Here is a 15,155-nt window from a genome sequence, read left to right as displayed (position 1 = left end):
TGTAAAACACGGCAACATGCCGGCATTGTCGGGTTCTAATCGGCATCACAGTCCTGTGAGTCCATGTGAAAAGGAGCTGACCATGACCAACAAACGTGCTGTCCACGCCTTCCTCGCCACCTCGGCCCTGTTTCTGGCCATGTCGGGCATGAACGCCCGCGCGCAGGATGCCAGCGCACCCGCTGTCCAGGCGCCCACGACAGCGCCCGCCGCGCTGAATGGCCCTCGCGCCGGCAAGCCCGGCCACCACGGCGGTTTCAAGGCCCTAGATACCAACGGTGACGGCCAGATCTCCCGCGACGAGGCCAAGGGCCACGCCTGGCTGGAAAAGAACTTCGACCAGATTGATACCAACCACGACGGCCAACTCAGCAAGGATGAACTGGCCGCCTGGCACAAGGCGCACAAGGGCGAAATGCGCGAAAAGATGGCGGAACGCTTCGACGCCAAGTTCAAGGCCGCTGACAAGGACGGCGACGGCGCCCTGACCAAGGAAGAAGCGCAAGCCGGCATGCCGCACTTGGCCAAGAAGTTCGACCAGATCGACGCCAACCACGACGGCAAGGTTACGGAAGACGAGATCCGCGCCTACATGAAGGCCCGCCACGACGCGCGCAAGGCGCAGAAGAACACCCCGGCAGCTGCAGCCATGCCGGGCGGTCCGTCCGCCACCAAGGGCGAATAAGCCTCAGAGCCCTGCCGCAGTTGCAACGCACGGCGCCTTCGGGCGCCGTTTTTCATGCGCGCAAAAAAACACCCCGATGGCGAACCACCGGGGTGCGGGTACAGCACGCCTGAAGTTTGAGGGTCTTCAGGCCGGCTGATCGTCGGCCTTGAGCACGCCACGGCGCATCTGGTCGAGCTCGATCGACTCGAACAGCGCCTTGAAGTTGCCCTCGCCAAAACCTTGGTTGCCCTTGCGCTGGATGAACTCGAAGAAGATCGGGCCGAGTTGGTTCTCGGAGAAGATCTGCAGCAGCAGGTCACCCGGGGCACCGTCGATCAGAATCTTGCGCTTCTTCAGTTCCGCCACGTTTTCGCCGTGGCCGGGGATGCGCTTGTCGACCAGTTCGTAATACGTGTCGATGGTGTCGAGCAGCTTGATGCCGCTGGCGCGCAGCGCGTCCACCGTGGCGGACAGATTGGTCGAACCCAGCGCGATGTGCTGGATGCCCTCGCCGTGGTACATGTCCAGGTATTCCTGGATCTGGCCGGCCTTCTCCGTCCCTTCCTCGTTGATGGGGATGCGGATGTTGCCGCACGGGCTCGTCATCGCCTTGCTCTTCACGCCCGTGACCTGGCCTTCGATGTCGAAGTAGCGCACTTCACGGAAGTTGAAGAAGCGTTCGTAAAACTCAGCCCATTCCTTCATGCGGCCACGGTAGACGTTGTGCGTCAGGTGGTCGATGTAGGTCAGGCCGTGCCCGGTGGGGTTCGGGTTGGCGCCCGCGATGGGCACGAAATCCACGTCGTAGATGCTGATGTTGCCGATGTCGCCGGCCTTGGCGTCGTTCTTGCCGGTCCAGCGGTCCACCAGGTAGATCAGCGAATCGCCGATGCCTTTGATGGCCGGAATGTTCAGCTCCATCGGGCCGCTGTGGGTGTCGAAACCCCAGGCGCCCAGCTCCAGCGCGCGCTTGTAGGCAAACGCGGCGTCTTGCACGCGGAACGCGATCGCGCAGATCGACGGACCATGCAGACGTGCAAAACGCTGCGCGAACGAATCCGGCTCGGCGTTGATGATGAAGTTGATCTCGCCCTGGCGATACAGCGTCACGTTCTTGTGGCGGTGCTTCGCAATGGCGGTAAAGCCCATGTTCTCGAACAGCTTGCCCATGGCAACGGGATCCGGCGCGGCGTATTCGATGAACTCGAAACCGGCGGTGCCCATCGGGTTTTCCCAAGGCGTGAATTGCATAGCGATCTCCTGCAGGGCGGGCGCCGCGTGGAGTAGTCCGGGCGCTCAGGTCTTTGACGATCCTCGCAGTGTAGAAGTGTCACGCAAAGCAAAAATTGCGAAGTTGTGCCCGTCTTGCTAAATTTGCGCAAGAAAATTGCCGAATTAATTGGTGCGGAGCAACAAAATGAGCAAGGTGGAACTCGACAAGATCGACCGCAAGATCCTGGAAGTCCTCCAGAACAACGGCCGCCTCACCAACCTGGAAGTCGCCGAGCGGGTGAACCTGTCACCCAGCCCGTGTTTGCGACGCATCCGCCGCCTGGAGGAGAGCGGCGTGATCCGCCAGTACGCCGCGCTGCTCGACCCGACCAAGATCGGGCTGGGGTTGTCGGCGTACATCAATGTGCGGCTGGAAAAGCAGGGCGGGGCGCCCAAGGGCAAGGGGCCGTCAGACATCTTCCGCGCCGCCGTGGCGACGTGGCCCGAGGTGGTCACCTGCTATGCCATGACTGGCGAGATGGACTACCTGCTCAAGGTGTTCGTGGAAGACATGGAGCACTTCGCGCGCTTCATCCGCGACCAACTGCTCGCGCATCCGGCGGTGATTGATGTGAAGAGCAGTTTTGCGCTGGAGCGGATTAAGGATACGACGGCGTTGCCAGTGGTGGTTTGAGGGGGGGTTATGCCGGGTGGCATTCCACTGAGTGAGCGTCGAATCGCAGGGGCTCTCGCTCATGAGGTTCTCACGCCCTAAGCGCTGCGCCCAGGCGGTTGATTTCCGCAGCCTCAACTGAAACGGCAAAGCGGGCTGCCTCGCGGTTCAGCCGATCACCGCGCTTCTCATAGTCGATCTCTAGTGCCGTTGCGCCAGCGCCGTTCACCACAAACGCGCGGATAGCCAGCCAGAGATTGGTGTTGTCGCCCTTGGCGCCTCTTTCGAACGTTGCCTCGTCGCTGATGCTGGCCGGGAACGCCGCCAATCGTGCGCCCCACGCTGTCACGCTGGGCGCGTAATCATAGAAGTCGACTGAGACGGATTGCGTAGCGCTCTGGAGTGATAGCCGTAGTTCGAGCATGCCGTCATCGGGGTCGCGCCAGAGTCGTTCGAGAGAGAGTTGCATGAGGGAATGGGTCTAGGTCGACGTCAGGTGCTCTACCCAAACGGGTTCGCCTGGATGATGTTCCGCAATCGTATCGACTGCATCTTGAAGAGCTTCGGTCGATGCGCCGCCCAGTGGGTAAACAAACCGCGAGACGTTGCGTCCAGCGAGTTTGCTGTAGTCGGCATCGGATACGGCATCCGATCCGCACCAGATCGGCAGACCGGTATCACCTGCCAGTTGTAGCGCACGCTGCAAACCTTCCGGAGTGATGGCTAAGAAGACCATGCTCATGCCTCAGCCTCAGCCATCACCAAATTCGCATCCCGCACCAACCGCCACTTCCCATCCGCCTCCTTGCGCAAGATGGTGAGCGTCTGCCCAGACCGCCTCGTCACCTTCCCATCCGGCATCGTCATCGTGATGCGCAGCAGATTGCGCAGATACGCAATCTCACCAAACACCTGCACCTCCTGAATATCGCTCGTGCCGTCGACGTGCACGTCCTTCATGCCATCGGACATCTTGGCGAAGGCTTCCTTGCCGAAAGGCGCTTGGCCGGGCGTGAGGAAGAGCACGTCATCGCTCATCAGGCCCAGCACGGTATCTAGGTCGCCCGCCTTGCTGGCAGCGATCCAGGTCTCTACCACGTTGCGGATGGCGCGTTCGTCGTCAGTCATGGCGATATGGGAGGCAGTGAAAGCGGGGGCGTTCACTCTACTACGCGCTACGCGGGTTCGACCGGCGTTGTCGCGCGACGCTTGATGAAGACGGCGGGAGCCAACACGGGAATGTGCCGCGCGCGCAGCGTCACCAGCCAGTCGCCGGCGGCGTCCTTGCAGGTGAGGCGAAATTGATTCGCGTCGATCCATTCCACATCGTCCAGCCAGAACGTGTAGTACGCCGCGCCGATGGTGCCGGTGCTGATGACGCGTGACAGGTCGGGCGCGACGAGCGAGATGGAGACGGCCTCTTCAAACGGGCAGTCGTACTCGGTGATGAGCACGAAGCCGAGGTCGGTCTGGTATTGCCGCAGCAGCCCATAGCCGGGGATGGCGAGCGTGGGGTGCGGCACGCCATCGACGATCACGCGGGTGCGCGCCGGCCACCGTTCATACGGGCCGCTGTGTTTCTCCAGGGCGAAGCGTTGGAGCGGCTGCATGGCGGTAATGGGGGCGGCGCTGGGTTATTCCTTGCGCATGCCGCACAGGGCGACCTGCCGCGCAGGGTCGGCTGCGTCCTTCCAGCCGGGTTCTTCGCGCTTCTCGTATGCCTCTAGGGTTGGATAACCCTTCACGTTCCAGAACGTATCGTTGTAGCGGTAGACCTCGATGACCGCTAGGCCGCAGCGCTTGCGGCGGTCGTCAATCTTGAAGGCTGCGCGTGGTTTGTCGCCTGCAAGGTTTTGCTCGACCACCTTGTACCGCGCCGGGCCGCATTTGAAGAAGCTGGCGTTCCACTCAATCGTCTCGGGGCGGACAAAGAGCGCACCAAAGCAGGCACGGCCATCGCCATGATAGGTACCGATGAGCGTGTCAGCGGCCATGGCCGAGTGAGCGCCGAGCAATGACAGGACGATAGCGATGCGGCTGACTTGCATGCGGCGGTTCCGACGTTCGGGATGAGCGTGAGTATGTCGTCCAGTTTTCGGGTGTAGGCGGCATTGCCGGAGTTTTGTACGACACGGCATGTCTTGTGTGCTCACGGACCGCCAACCGGAGATGGTCCTTCGCATGGCTGCCGTGCGGGCGGATTCGGCTTTGGTGACCATGTGCCCCTCCGTGGTTGTTTCACCTGTAGAGGGGCATGGTAGCCAGCGCTTGGCAGCGGCGTGTTAAGGGCTGTTGATGTAGCTTGCCAGCCGGCGGTTTCACTGCGTGGCCGTCGGATCATCCTTCGGATCGACGTACTTCACATCCAGCGGCCCTGTGCCATGAATCTGCACCACGGTCGCCGTCTTCGTGAAGGCGTAGTGGTGCATGCCTCCGGGCAGGTTGTGGAACCCGCCGGTTTTCAGCGCGTGTGCGGCGCCCATGTCCATGGTGTCGCCGCTGCCCAGGTAGAGCGTGCCCGAGATCACCGTGAGATTCTCGGTTTGCGTGTGCCAGTGCGGCGGCACCTTGTAGCCGCCCGGTGCTTTCAGGCGGATGACGTAGGGGCCATCCTTGCCCGGGTCGCCGTAGAGCACGGCGAGCTTCACGCCCTTGGGCAGACCCGGCGGCGCGTCGACCCATTTGAGATCAGCCGGATTAGCCATCGTCATGTCGGCCATGGCGCTGTCCTGGGGTTTGTCCTGAGCGTTGGCGGGCAGGTTGCCCAGGCACAGCAGCACGGCGGTCGCGAGCACAGGCCATTGCGCGGAGGGTGTCTTCATCGTGGTCTCCTTCTTGCCGCGGCACGGGCTCGCGGGCGACGCGGATGGCCGCCACTGGAAGGCGAGCGGTGCCTCAACCTCATCGTAGGGAAGGCACCCGTACGGCTGACAAGCGCGCAATTGCTCTAGACGGGCTAGTCCGCGACTTCAAATGCTGCCGGGTCAGGCAGTGCCTCCAGCCGATGCGGCGATGCGCTTGCGCTAGTGGCGGCCGTCGTGGCTTGCAACATGAGGCGCTCGCGCACGCTGGCCAGGAAGTCGGCGCGGTGGCGGCGCAGGACGAAGTCTCGGTAATTGTCGGCTTCCAGCGCACGCCATGCCGCTTGGCGGCCGGCTTCGGAGCGCGTGCGCGCGGCTTCCAGTGCATCGGTTTCGATGTGGGCATCGGCGGCCGTCAGCGGCGCATAGCCGTAGCGGGCCATGTCGTCGCGCGCCAAGGTTTCGATGAGCGTGATTTCGTCCAGCGAAAGCTGCTGGTGGAACTTGTCGATGTTGGCGGTGACGGGCGCAAAGCAGTTGGACGTCCACAGCGCCGAGAGCTGCGAGATCTGCCGCGCCTCGGCCGAGCGCGATACGTCCAGCATCTGCGGCAGGAAGTCGATCTCCAGGAAGGTGCACACGCGGCGCAGCGTGGTCTCCTGATCGATCAGGAAGTCTTCATAGCGGAGCGTGAACGTGCGCTCGGGATACTGCGCGATGAGCGCATTGGCGGCGCGGTGTGCGGCCACCCAGGTTTGCGTGTTCAGCAGCGTGTCGAAATCGTGGATGATCGCGCGGTTCATCGACGCGACCTGCGCGCGCGGGTCGCGCACCACGTTCAGGAAGCGCATGTCCGGGAACAGCGCCATCAGCTCGGCCGCGTAGTGCACGCTGTCGAGCGATTTGTCCATGACCACGCGCGCGCCGCGCTGGGCGCCGGCACGCAGCAACAGCTCCCACACCACGCGGTGCACGCTGCGGGGCTGATCGCGCAGGGCCTCGAACACGTCCACCGGGTCAAACACCGCACCGGGCCACTTCACCATGCTGGCGGCTTGCAGACCGATCACGTCGGTCACGAGACGGAAGTAGGCGTGATCGTCCTGCAGGTTGCCGTACAGCGGCACCAGCGGCATGAAATCGACAATGTGCAGTGGATATGGCGCGTAGAACGCGGGGTTGAAGTTCAGGCGCAGGCGCAGCGCGTGGCTGCCGCAGCGGCGCAGCGGAATCATCAAAACGGGGCGTGCAGGGGCGGTCATCGAACGGTCTCCGGTTGACGGCTGTCCAGCCAGGCAGACAGGTGGGCGTGCAGCGCAGCCGTGGCGGCCACCAGCGGTATGGCGCCGGTGTCGAGCCGCAACGACGGCGCCGCCGGGGCCTCATACGGCGACGACACGCCGGTGAATTGCGGGATCAGCCCGCCACGCGCACGGGCATAGAGGCCTTTCGGATCGCGCGCCTCGCACACGTCGAGCGCGGTACAGACATGGACTTCGACGAACCGGTCGGCGCCGATGATCTCGCGTGCCATGTCGCGGTCGGCGCGCAGCGGCGAGATGAACGCGGTGATGACAATCAGGCCGACGTCGTTCATGAGCCGCGCGACTTCGGCGGCGCGGCGCAGGTTCTCGGTGCGGTCGGCCTCGGTAAAGCCGAGATCGTGGTTCAGGTGGTGGCGCAGGTTGTCGCCGTCGAGCACGGCGCAGCGCTGCCGCGCGTCGTACAAACGTGTCTCCAGCGCATAGGCGAGGGTGGATTTGCCCGCGCCGCTCAGGCCCGTGAGCCACAGCGTGAGTGGTGCGTGGCCGAACTGGCGCGCGCGTGCTTCGTCGGCCACGGTGCCAGCGTGCCAGTAGACGTTGCGGGCGGCGGGGCCGGATAGGGCGGCGGTGTTCATCGCAGCATCCTCCACATCAGGCTGGCAGCAGTGCGGGCTGGCGATAGCCGATGCGCGGCGCTGGTGCGGTCGCGAGCGTCGGGTTCGCCAGCTTGAATACGCTCACGACATCCACCAGTCGGCACGACTGTTCGCGCATGGACTCGGCCGCCGCTGCGGCTTCTTCCACCAACGCGGCGTTCTGCTGCGTGACTTCGTCCATCTGCGTGATGGCGCGGTGGATCTGGTCGATGCCGCCAGCCTGTTCGTCCGTTGCGCCCATGATCTCGGTCACGATGGCGGTCACGCGGTGAATGCTGGTCACCACGTCCTGCATGGTCGTGCCGGCCTGTTCCACCAGCAGGTTGCCGGCGTCCACGTGGTTGACCGAATCACTGATCAACAGCTTGATCTCTTTGGCTGCCGATGCCGAGCGCTGCGCCAGCCCGCGCACCTCGCTGGCGACCACGGCAAAGCCGCGTCCTTGTTCGCCCGCCCGCGCCGCTTCCACCGCGGCATTGAGCGCGAGGATGTTGGTCTGGAACGCAATGCTGTCGATCACGCCGATGATCTCGCTCACCTTGCGCGCCGATGCGCTGATCGCGGCCATGGTGTCGACCACGCGTGCCACCACCGTGCCGCCTTGCGTAGCCACGTCGGCCGCCGTGGTGGCGAGCTCGTTGGCCTGCCGCGCGTGGTCGGCGTTCTGCTTGACGGTGGCGTTGAGCTCTTCCATCGACGCGGCGCATTCCTCCAGGGCGGAGGCCTGCTCCTGCGTGCGGGTCGACAGATCGAAGTTGCCGGTGGCGATCTGCTCCGATGCGGTCGCCAGCGTGTCGGTGCTGGTGTGCACCTGTTCGGCAATCGTGGCCAGGCTGTCGCGCATGCGTTTCATGGCGTGCATGAGGCTCGCCTGGTTGTCGCTGCGCGTGTGGATAACCACGGCCAGGTTGCCGCCGGCGATCTGGCCGGCGATCTCGGCCACCGTGCTGGGCTCGCCACCGAGCTTGCGCAGCAACCCGCGCGTGATGAGCACGCTGGCGGCCAGGCTGACCAGCAGCGCCAGTCCGCCGAGCGTCAGCAGCCAGTTGCGGCTGTCGGTGTAGCTCGCCTTGGCCTTGACGGTGTTCTCGTCGTTGAGCTTGTCTTCAAAGACCTGCAGCTTGGCGAGCTGATCCCACCAGGCGCGCTGCACCGGGCGGAACTCGAAGCGCAGCACCTTGTAGGCATCGTCCTTATGCCCGGCCGCGATCAGCGCCTTGACGCGCGAGATGAACGGCGCGGCCAGTTCAGCCTGCTGCCGGATCTGCGCAAACAGGGCCTTCTCGTCGGTCGTCGTGTCGCCCAGGGTGTCGAACATGCGGCCGAGTCGCTGCTCGGCGTCGCTGTAGAGGCGTTCCTGCTTCTCGATGCGGCCAAGCTCGACGTCGATTTCCTCACGCAGATCCAGCAGCACGATATTCCGATAGGCGAGGGCGCGCTCCGTTACGCTGGCGTACATTTTGGCGGCCAGTTTGGCTTCGACGGCGTTGATTTCCGTGGTCTCTTCCATCAACCGCCGAAAATCGGCCATGCGCAGCAGGCTGAATACCATCAGGAGCACAAGAAGCCCCATCGTCAGACCGAACCCCCACGCAAGTTGGGTGGCCACTTTCATTTGCGAAAATCGCATGATCGTCCCCGTCGTTAATCGATAACGACTGCTCTAACGAACGGGCTGGCAGGAGCTTGAGCGATTTAAATCGAATTACTGCAAATGCGTAAACGTACGTTGAATTACCGTCACAAAATAGTCGATTGGATAATCACGACGTTTTTTACAGAGTTCATTTTCTTGAAATGACTTGCATTGAATTGCATGCAATAAGAGCGCGTCACGCAAACAAAAACGCCCGGTCAGAGCCGGGCGTTTTCATGTGAGCGGTGCGATCAGACCGTGCGCTTTTGCGGCACCAGTGAGCGCCAGAAGCGCTGGCCGAAGCGGCGCACGTCGCGCAGGTTGCGCTTGAGCATGTAGTCGAGATCGGCGACCTGCTCGTCGATGGCTTCGGTCAGCAAGCTCATCGTGTCGGCGGGTGGCAGTTCGAGGTAGGCATCGGCCTCGCCGTAGGCGTACTGCACGCGCATGCCGGCCTTCTTGGCGATGTGCATCATGGCCGCGTTGCGCGACAGGCAGTGCATGTACAACGTGCGCACCTTGGTGTTCTGGCCGTGCATGGCGGCGCGTTGGAACAGCGCACTGCCCACGCCCTTGCCACGGGCCGATTCCGACACCGACACGCCAAACTCCGCCACACGCCCTTGCGGGTTGTCGCGCAGATAGGCGAGGTGGCCGACGCCGACCAGCTCCAGGCGATCGTTATAGACGCCGAAGACCTTGTCGTGGTCGAAGTCGATGCTGTCGACGTACGCTTCGATGACGTGATCGCCCACCACCTGACCAAAACGCAGCAGGCGGTCTTCCTGGCCCAGGGCCAACAAGTGTTTGAGCAGGCGCGACCGGTGGTGCGCGGCAAGCTCGCGCACCAGCACGGTGGAGCGCGGCGCGCCTTGCGCCGCCTCGGTCTTGTCAATGTCGTCCTGAGTGACGACGCCGATGGCCTTGCTCAGTTCGAGCGGGTTCACGACAACGTTTCCTATGCGGTTTGCCCCCGTTCATGCGCGGGCAAAAGTGATCGGATGCAGAGGCGGATAGCGCCTGCTGAGGCACACAGTCGGATGCAACTGGGTGTTGTGCAATGCACCATGCTATTGTAGGGCAATCAGGGATTTCCCGTAAGGCTGACGTCAGCGTCGTGCCGGAATTTCTCGTCAAATCATTGATTTACCGCAGTGGGACGCGCCCTTCGGGTTTGTGGCACATCAACAACGCACGTTGTTGCGTTGCGCAAAAAGAGGCGCCGGCATCGCCTGCTTTGCGCAAATGCCGCATGCGGCATACGACGAACGGTGCGGCTGCTGTAACGCTGCTCCACATTAGCCGTGCGAAGATGCGCGTTCAAGCGGCCCCGCCTCCTGATTTTCCCTTTCTCGTCCATGACGCCTTCGCGCATTCTTGTGATCTACGCGCATCCCGCGCCGCGCCGTTCGCGCGCCAACAAGCCGCTGGCGCGTGCGCTGGCCAGCCTGCCCGGCGTGGCCATGCACGATCTGTATTGGCATTACCCGGATTTCGACATCGACGTGCGTTTGGAGCAGGAGGCGGTGGAGGCGGCTGAGTTGATCGTCTTCCAGTTTCCGGTGCAGTGGTACGCCACGCCGTCGCTGCTCAAGGAGTGGATCGACGTGGTGCTGGAGATGGGCTGGGCGTACGGCCCGGGCGGCACGGCGCTGCGCGGCAAGCACATGATGGTGCTGGCCACTACCGGTGGCCGCGCCCACGCCTACAGCCAGGACGGCACCCACGGCCACACGTTCGACATGTTCCTGCTGCCGCTGCAGCAGACCGCCGCGTTGTGCGGCATGCAATGGGAGCCGCCGCACGTGCTGCACGACGCCGACGACGCCACGCCCGAGATGATCGCTGCCCATATCGACGGCATCCGCGCTGCTCTGCAGCCTTGGCTGCCGGTTGAACCTGACTGATCCGCCTTCGTTCATGCAATCCCACGACCTGCTCGTCAATTTCGTCATCTACCTGGCTGCGGCCGTGGCGGCGGTGCCGCTGGCGCGGCGGCTGGGGTTGGGTTCGGTGCTCGGCTATCTGCTGGCCGGGGTGATCGTCGGGCCGTGGGGGCTGCGGCTCATTACCAATGTGCAGTCGATCCTGGATTTCTCGGAGTTCGGCGTCGTGCTGATGATGTTCGTGATCGGGCTGGAGTTGGAACCGGCGCGGCTATGGTCGCTCCGGCGCAGCATCTTCGGTTACGGCGGGCTGCAGCTGGTGGTGTGCGCGCTGATGGTCGGGCTGGCGGTGATGGCGGTGGGCCATCCGTGGCGGGCGGCTGTTGTGGCGGGGTTGGGGCTGGCGCTTTCCTCCACGGCGATCGCGCTGGCCACGCTCTCGGAGCGCAACCTGATGCGCACGCCGGCGGGCACGGCCAGCTTCGGCATCCTGCTGTTCCAGGACATTGCGGCCATCCCGATGATCGCGCTGCTGCCGCTGCTCGCAACCGACGCAAGTGACACCTCCGGTGGCCATCACTGGATGGCGGCGGCCAAGGCGGTGGGCGTGGTGGCAGGGGTCATCTTTGGCGGGCGGACGTTGCTGCGGCCCGTGCTGCGCGCCATTGCCCGCACCAACATGCGCGAGATGTTCACCTCGTTCTCGCTGCTGCTGGTGGTGGGCATTGCGCTGCTGATGCACAGCGTGGGCCTGTCGATGGCGCTGGGCGCCTTCATTGCCGGCGTGCTGCTGGCCGATTCCGAATACCGCCACGCGCTGGAAACCGACATCGAGCCGTTCAAGGGCCTGCTGCTCGGGCTGTTTTTCCTGGCCGTCGGCATGTCGATCGACTTTGGCGTGCTGATGCGTCAGCCGCTGGCGGTGATCGGCCTGGTGGCCGTGTTCCTAGCGGTGAAGATCGGCGCGCTGCGCCTGCTGGCGACGCGCTTTGGCATTGCGCGCGGGCAGGCCTGGCTGTTTGCATTCCTGCTCTCGCAGGGCGGTGAGTTTGCGTTTGTGGTGTTCGGCCCCGGCGTGGCGGGCGATGTGCTCGGCGCAGAAACGGCCGCCGCGCTGAACTTGGTGGTGGCGCTATCGATGGCGGCCACGCCATTGCTGCTGCTCTTCCACGACAAGGTGCTCGTGCCGCGCCTGATGGACGGCAAGAAGCGCGCGCCGGACGCTATTGATCCGCAGGACAACCAAGTCATCATCGCCGGCTTTGGTCGCTTCGGGCAGATCGTCGGTCGCATGCTCTACAGCCAGGGCTACAGCGCCACGGTGCTCGACCACGACCCTGACCAGATCGACATGCTGCGCCGCTTCGGCTTCAAGGTCTTCTACGGCGACGCCACGCGCATGGATCTGCTGGAAACGGCCGGCGCCGACAAGGCCCGCATGATGGTCGTCGCCATCGACGACATGGAAACCAGCCTGGAAGTGGTCGACCGCGTGCGCGAGCGTTTCCCGCACCTGACGCTGTACGTGCGGGCGCGCAACGTGTCGCACGTGTACCAATTGCGGGACCGCGGCGTGGAGGTGATCGAGCGGGAGATGTTCGAGGGCTCGCTCATGCTCGGCCGCCGTGTGCTGGAGGGGCTGGGCAAGGAGCCGTACGAGGCGCACCGCATCGCCCAGACGTTCCGCCGTCATACGCTCAACTCCATGGAGCAGGTCTACCCCGTCTACCGCGATCAGAAGAAGCTTGTCTCGCTCGCGCAGCAAGGTCGGGATGAGTTGGCCGAGATGTTCCAGCGCGACCGCACGCAGCGTAAACGCCTGCGAGAATCCGGTCTGCCGTGGGGCGAGGGCGAGATGGGCAACGGCGGGCACAGCGACGCCGAAAATGCGCAGCCCGATGCTGGTCTCGCCAACGAAGTCGATGGTGGGGAACCCGGCACGCCTATTGACTGCCCGGCACGCGCCGGCATTCGCCGCGAAAGCTGAAGCGGCAGCATGAAATAAAAAAGGAGCGCTCGGGCGCTCCTTTTTGCTGGATGCGAGTACGGCGCTAGACCGCCACGCTCACATTCCGCCGCAGCTCGCACGTACTGAGCGAATCGGCCTCGCCGCGCAGCAGCAGTTGGCCGTTGCCAACCAACTCGCGGCAGCGCCAGAACACGAACCAGTCGCTGGCGAGCAGCCCATCGATGGCGCCCATGATGCTGCCGACCACGTCGCGGGCGCTGGCCCAATCTGTCGGCACGTGCTCGAGGATCACCTCATCGACGGTGCCGTACGACACCGGCACCAGCGTGTTGCCCTTCCATAGCCGCACGTCGGCGTTCTCGCGCACGGTCTGCTGCCATTCGTACGCCAAGCGACCGATACGTAACACCGACACCGGCGCGATGGTCGAAAACCGCCGTGCCAGCCGCGCGCCCGAGTACATGCCGACGGTCGTGAGCGGGCCCTGGCCGTTGGGTGCCTCAAGTTCACGCACATCCATGCCGACTTCATTGATGCGCTGGGGCGACTGGTGCAGGTGAAAGGCGACCCGGCGCAGCATGAGCTGATCCGATGCGCTCTGGCCGTGCCAGATGGCCACTTCAGTTGTGGCATCTCGCAGGTCGGCCAGCGAGGCCAGGCCGTTGCGCATTTCGGCGGCGAAGTCGATGTTGCTGTTCGGGGCGACACGCTGCCAGAAGCCCGAGCGCGCCATCGCCACGCTGTCGACGTCGGCCAGCGGCCCGACGGCGAGATCGTCGCGCAGGATGACTACGGAATCGGGGCGGCCAGCCTGTGCGAGCGCCTGCTTGAGCGTGGCGCCGGCAACATCGCCGTTGACGACATGGATGTATTGCATGGCAGCAATTGTAGCGAGAGTGTCGGCGGTGTGCTCTCGTTTTGCGCACCTCTGTCGGGATTCCTTTGCGTTGCGTCATGGCGCCCGGCGCGACGGAGAAATGGGATGCAGGCAATGCTCAGATGCCCATGCGAAAATCGCCGCTTTGCTGCAAGCCATAACGAAAAACAGGTGAGGAAACAGGTATGAGAGCCCAATCGTTTGCCCGGGGAACACGACCGGCAGCGCTGGCCGTGCTGGCCATGGTTGGCGCGCTGGTAGCGGGTCAGGCCGCCGCCGTGCCGCCCGCGGAAATCTACAAGCGCGCTCAGCAGGAAAAACCGGCGCTGATCGACACCATGAAGACGCTGGTGTCAATCGAGTCTGGCAGCAAGGACATCGAAGGCCTAGACAAGATTGCCGGCGTGATTGCCGACCGCCTGCGCACCCTGGGCGGCGACGTCAAGCTGATTGACCCGAGCGACCACGCCTACCGCATGGCCGACACGCCCGAGAAGGTCGGCAAGATGGTGCTCGCGCGCTTCAAGGGCGAGGGCAAGCGCAACATCATGCTGATCGCGCACATGGACACCGTCTATCTGAAGGGCATGCTCGCGCAGCAGCCGTTCCGTATCGACGGGGACCGTGCCTACGGCCTGGGCATTGCCGACGACAAGAACGGTGTGGCGGTCATTCTGCACACGGTGTCGATTCTGCAGGCCGTCAATTTCAAGCAGTACGGCACGCTCACGGTGCTGATCAACGGCGATGAAGAGATCAGCTCGCCGGGCGCGCGCGCCATGCAGGCCAAGCTGGGCGCCGAGCAGGACGCCGTGTTCTCGTGCGAAGGCACGCGCGTGACGTCGGACAAGCTGTCGCTGGCGACCAGCGGCATCGGCGCGATCCTGCTGGATGTGAAGGGCAAGGCGTCGCACGCCGGCGGCGCGCCGGAGCAGGGCCGCAACGCGCTATACGAGTTGTCGCACCAAGTACTGCAGATGCGTGATCTGTCCAAGCCGGAAACCGGCCTGAAGGTGAACTGGACGGTGGCGCAGGCGGGCACCAACCGCAACGTGATCCCCGCCGTGGCCAGCGCCCAGGCGGATGTGCGCCTGCTGCGCGCAACGGACGCTGACAAGCTGGAAGAGACCATCAACGAGCGCATCAAGAACAAGCTGATTCCAGATACGCAGGTCACGGCCAAGTTCGAGCGCCGCCGGCCGCCGCTGGAAGCCACGCCGGCGTCGCGCGTGCTGGCCGAACACGCCCAGAAGATCTACGGCGAACTCGGCAAGACGCTGGAGATTGACGACAAGGCCGAAGGCGGCGGCACCGATGCCGCCTTTGCTGCGTCGAAGACCAAGGCACCCGTGCTCGAGCGCTTTGGCCTGGCGAGCTTTGGCGCGCACTCGAACGATGCGGAGTACGTCGACCTGAACTCGATCGTGCCGCGCCTGTATCTGCTCACGCGCATGGTCATGGATGTGTCGCGCGACCGCGTCGGCACGGCCAAGTAACCGCACTGCAACGCGGC

At 64.0% G+C, this 15,155-nt stretch carries 17 protein-coding genes; 5 read left to right on the top strand and 12 right to left on the bottom strand.

All coding sequences use genetic code 11. The annotated features are described in order from the left end of the window. Positions 1-82 precede the first annotated feature (82 nt). Positions 83-685, top strand: coding sequence for an EF-hand domain-containing protein (locus ACN9M1_RS15235; RefSeq protein ID WP_426395620.1), 603 nt, complete (start codon positions 83-85; stop codon positions 683-685). A 126-nt stretch (positions 686-811) separates the two neighbouring features. Here the strand turns inward: ACN9M1_RS15235 and hppD are convergent, their stop codons facing one another. After that, entirely contained in the window at positions 812-1,918 is a 1,107-nt protein-coding gene (hppD, locus tag ACN9M1_RS15230; protein WP_426395619.1) for a 4-hydroxyphenylpyruvate dioxygenase, read from the bottom strand. Between the two features lie 166 nt (positions 1,919-2,084). Between hppD and ACN9M1_RS15225 the strand changes: the two genes are divergently transcribed. Then, the gene (locus ACN9M1_RS15225; RefSeq protein WP_366170931.1) at positions 2,085-2,573 is read left to right on the top strand and encodes an Lrp/AsnC family transcriptional regulator; all 489 of its coding nucleotides are present in this window, start codon (positions 2,085-2,087) and stop codon (positions 2,571-2,573) included. A 70-nt stretch (positions 2,574-2,643) separates the two neighbouring features. On the opposite strand, the gene ACN9M1_RS15220 is transcribed toward ACN9M1_RS15225, so the two are convergent. The 10 genes from ACN9M1_RS15220 to ACN9M1_RS15175 form a co-directional block, all read right to left on the bottom strand. Beyond that, entirely contained in the window at positions 2,644-3,021 is a 378-nt protein-coding gene (locus ACN9M1_RS15220; RefSeq protein ID WP_426395616.1) for a hypothetical protein, read from the bottom strand. A 12-nt stretch (positions 3,022-3,033) separates the two neighbouring features. Further along, entirely contained in the window at positions 3,034-3,294 is a 261-nt protein-coding gene (locus ACN9M1_RS15215) for a hypothetical protein (protein ID WP_426395615.1), read from the bottom strand. Further along, positions 3,291-3,680 carry an SgcJ/EcaC family oxidoreductase gene (locus tag ACN9M1_RS15210; protein WP_426395613.1) on the bottom strand — a complete coding sequence of 130 codons (390 nt, stop codon included), beginning with the start codon at positions 3,678-3,680 and terminating at the stop codon, positions 3,291-3,293. Before ACN9M1_RS15210 ends, ACN9M1_RS15215 begins: the two co-directional genes overlap by 4 nt. A 47-nt stretch (positions 3,681-3,727) precedes the next feature. Then, the gene (locus tag ACN9M1_RS15205) at positions 3,728-4,162 is read right to left on the bottom strand and encodes a hypothetical protein (RefSeq protein ID WP_426395611.1); all 435 of its coding nucleotides are present in this window, start codon (positions 4,160-4,162) and stop codon (positions 3,728-3,730) included. Positions 4,163-4,186: 24 nt separating this feature from the next. Then, a complete protein-coding gene (locus tag ACN9M1_RS15200) occupies positions 4,187-4,600 on the bottom strand; it encodes a hypothetical protein (RefSeq protein ID WP_426395609.1) in 414 nt (137 codons plus the stop codon). Positions 4,601-4,870: 270 nt separating this feature from the next. Further along, entirely contained in the window at positions 4,871-5,374 is a 504-nt protein-coding gene (locus ACN9M1_RS15195) for a cupin domain-containing protein (RefSeq protein WP_426395607.1), read from the bottom strand. A gap of 134 nt (positions 5,375-5,508) precedes the next feature. Further along, a complete protein-coding gene (locus tag ACN9M1_RS15190) occupies positions 5,509-6,615 on the bottom strand; it encodes a sulfotransferase family protein (protein WP_426395605.1) in 1,107 nt (368 codons plus the stop codon). Continuing rightward, entirely contained in the window at positions 6,612-7,253 is a 642-nt protein-coding gene (cysC, locus tag ACN9M1_RS15185; RefSeq protein ID WP_426395604.1) for an adenylyl-sulfate kinase, read from the bottom strand. The genes ACN9M1_RS15190 and cysC overlap by 4 nt, the downstream gene beginning before the upstream one ends. Before the next feature lie 16 nt (positions 7,254-7,269). Next, positions 7,270-8,904: a methyl-accepting chemotaxis protein gene (locus ACN9M1_RS15180; protein ID WP_426395602.1), complete on the bottom strand. Its 1,635-nt coding sequence runs from the start codon at positions 8,902-8,904 to the stop codon at positions 7,270-7,272. A gap of 257 nt (positions 8,905-9,161) precedes the next feature. Then, the gene (locus ACN9M1_RS15175; protein WP_426395600.1) at positions 9,162-9,857 is read right to left on the bottom strand and encodes a GNAT family N-acetyltransferase; all 696 of its coding nucleotides are present in this window, start codon (positions 9,855-9,857) and stop codon (positions 9,162-9,164) included. A gap of 411 nt (positions 9,858-10,268) precedes the next feature. Here ACN9M1_RS15175 and ACN9M1_RS15170 point away from each other — a divergent pair, with 411 nt between their 5' ends. Beyond that, positions 10,269-10,817 carry an NAD(P)H-dependent oxidoreductase gene (locus tag ACN9M1_RS15170; RefSeq protein ID WP_426395598.1) on the top strand — a complete coding sequence of 183 codons (549 nt, stop codon included), beginning with the start codon at positions 10,269-10,271 and terminating at the stop codon, positions 10,815-10,817. Between the two features lie 13 nt (positions 10,818-10,830). Continuing rightward, positions 10,831-12,783, top strand: coding sequence for a glutathione-regulated potassium-efflux system protein KefC (gene kefC, locus ACN9M1_RS15165; RefSeq protein ID WP_426395597.1), 1,953 nt, complete (start codon positions 10,831-10,833; stop codon positions 12,781-12,783). A gap of 64 nt (positions 12,784-12,847) precedes the next feature. Here the strand turns inward: kefC and ACN9M1_RS15160 are convergent, their stop codons facing one another. Beyond that, complete coding sequence (locus ACN9M1_RS15160; RefSeq protein WP_426395595.1) at positions 12,848-13,642, bottom strand: DUF1835 domain-containing protein; 795 nt, start codon at positions 13,640-13,642, stop codon at positions 12,848-12,850. Between the two features lie 185 nt (positions 13,643-13,827). On the opposite strand from ACN9M1_RS15160, the gene ACN9M1_RS15155 reads away from it, so the two are divergent. Beyond that, positions 13,828-15,138 (top strand): M20/M25/M40 family metallo-hydrolase, encoded by a 1,311-nt coding sequence (locus ACN9M1_RS15155; protein ID WP_426395593.1) that lies wholly within the window; start codon positions 13,828-13,830, stop codon positions 15,136-15,138. Positions 15,139-15,155 lie beyond the last annotated feature (17 nt).

It is taken from the genome of Ralstonia sp. R-29 (assembly GCF_049913345.1).
Taxonomy (GTDB): domain Bacteria; phylum Pseudomonadota; class Gammaproteobacteria; order Burkholderiales; family Burkholderiaceae; genus Ralstonia.
Note: the sequence above shows the minus strand (reverse complement) of the source record. Positions and strands in the feature narration are given on the sequence as shown.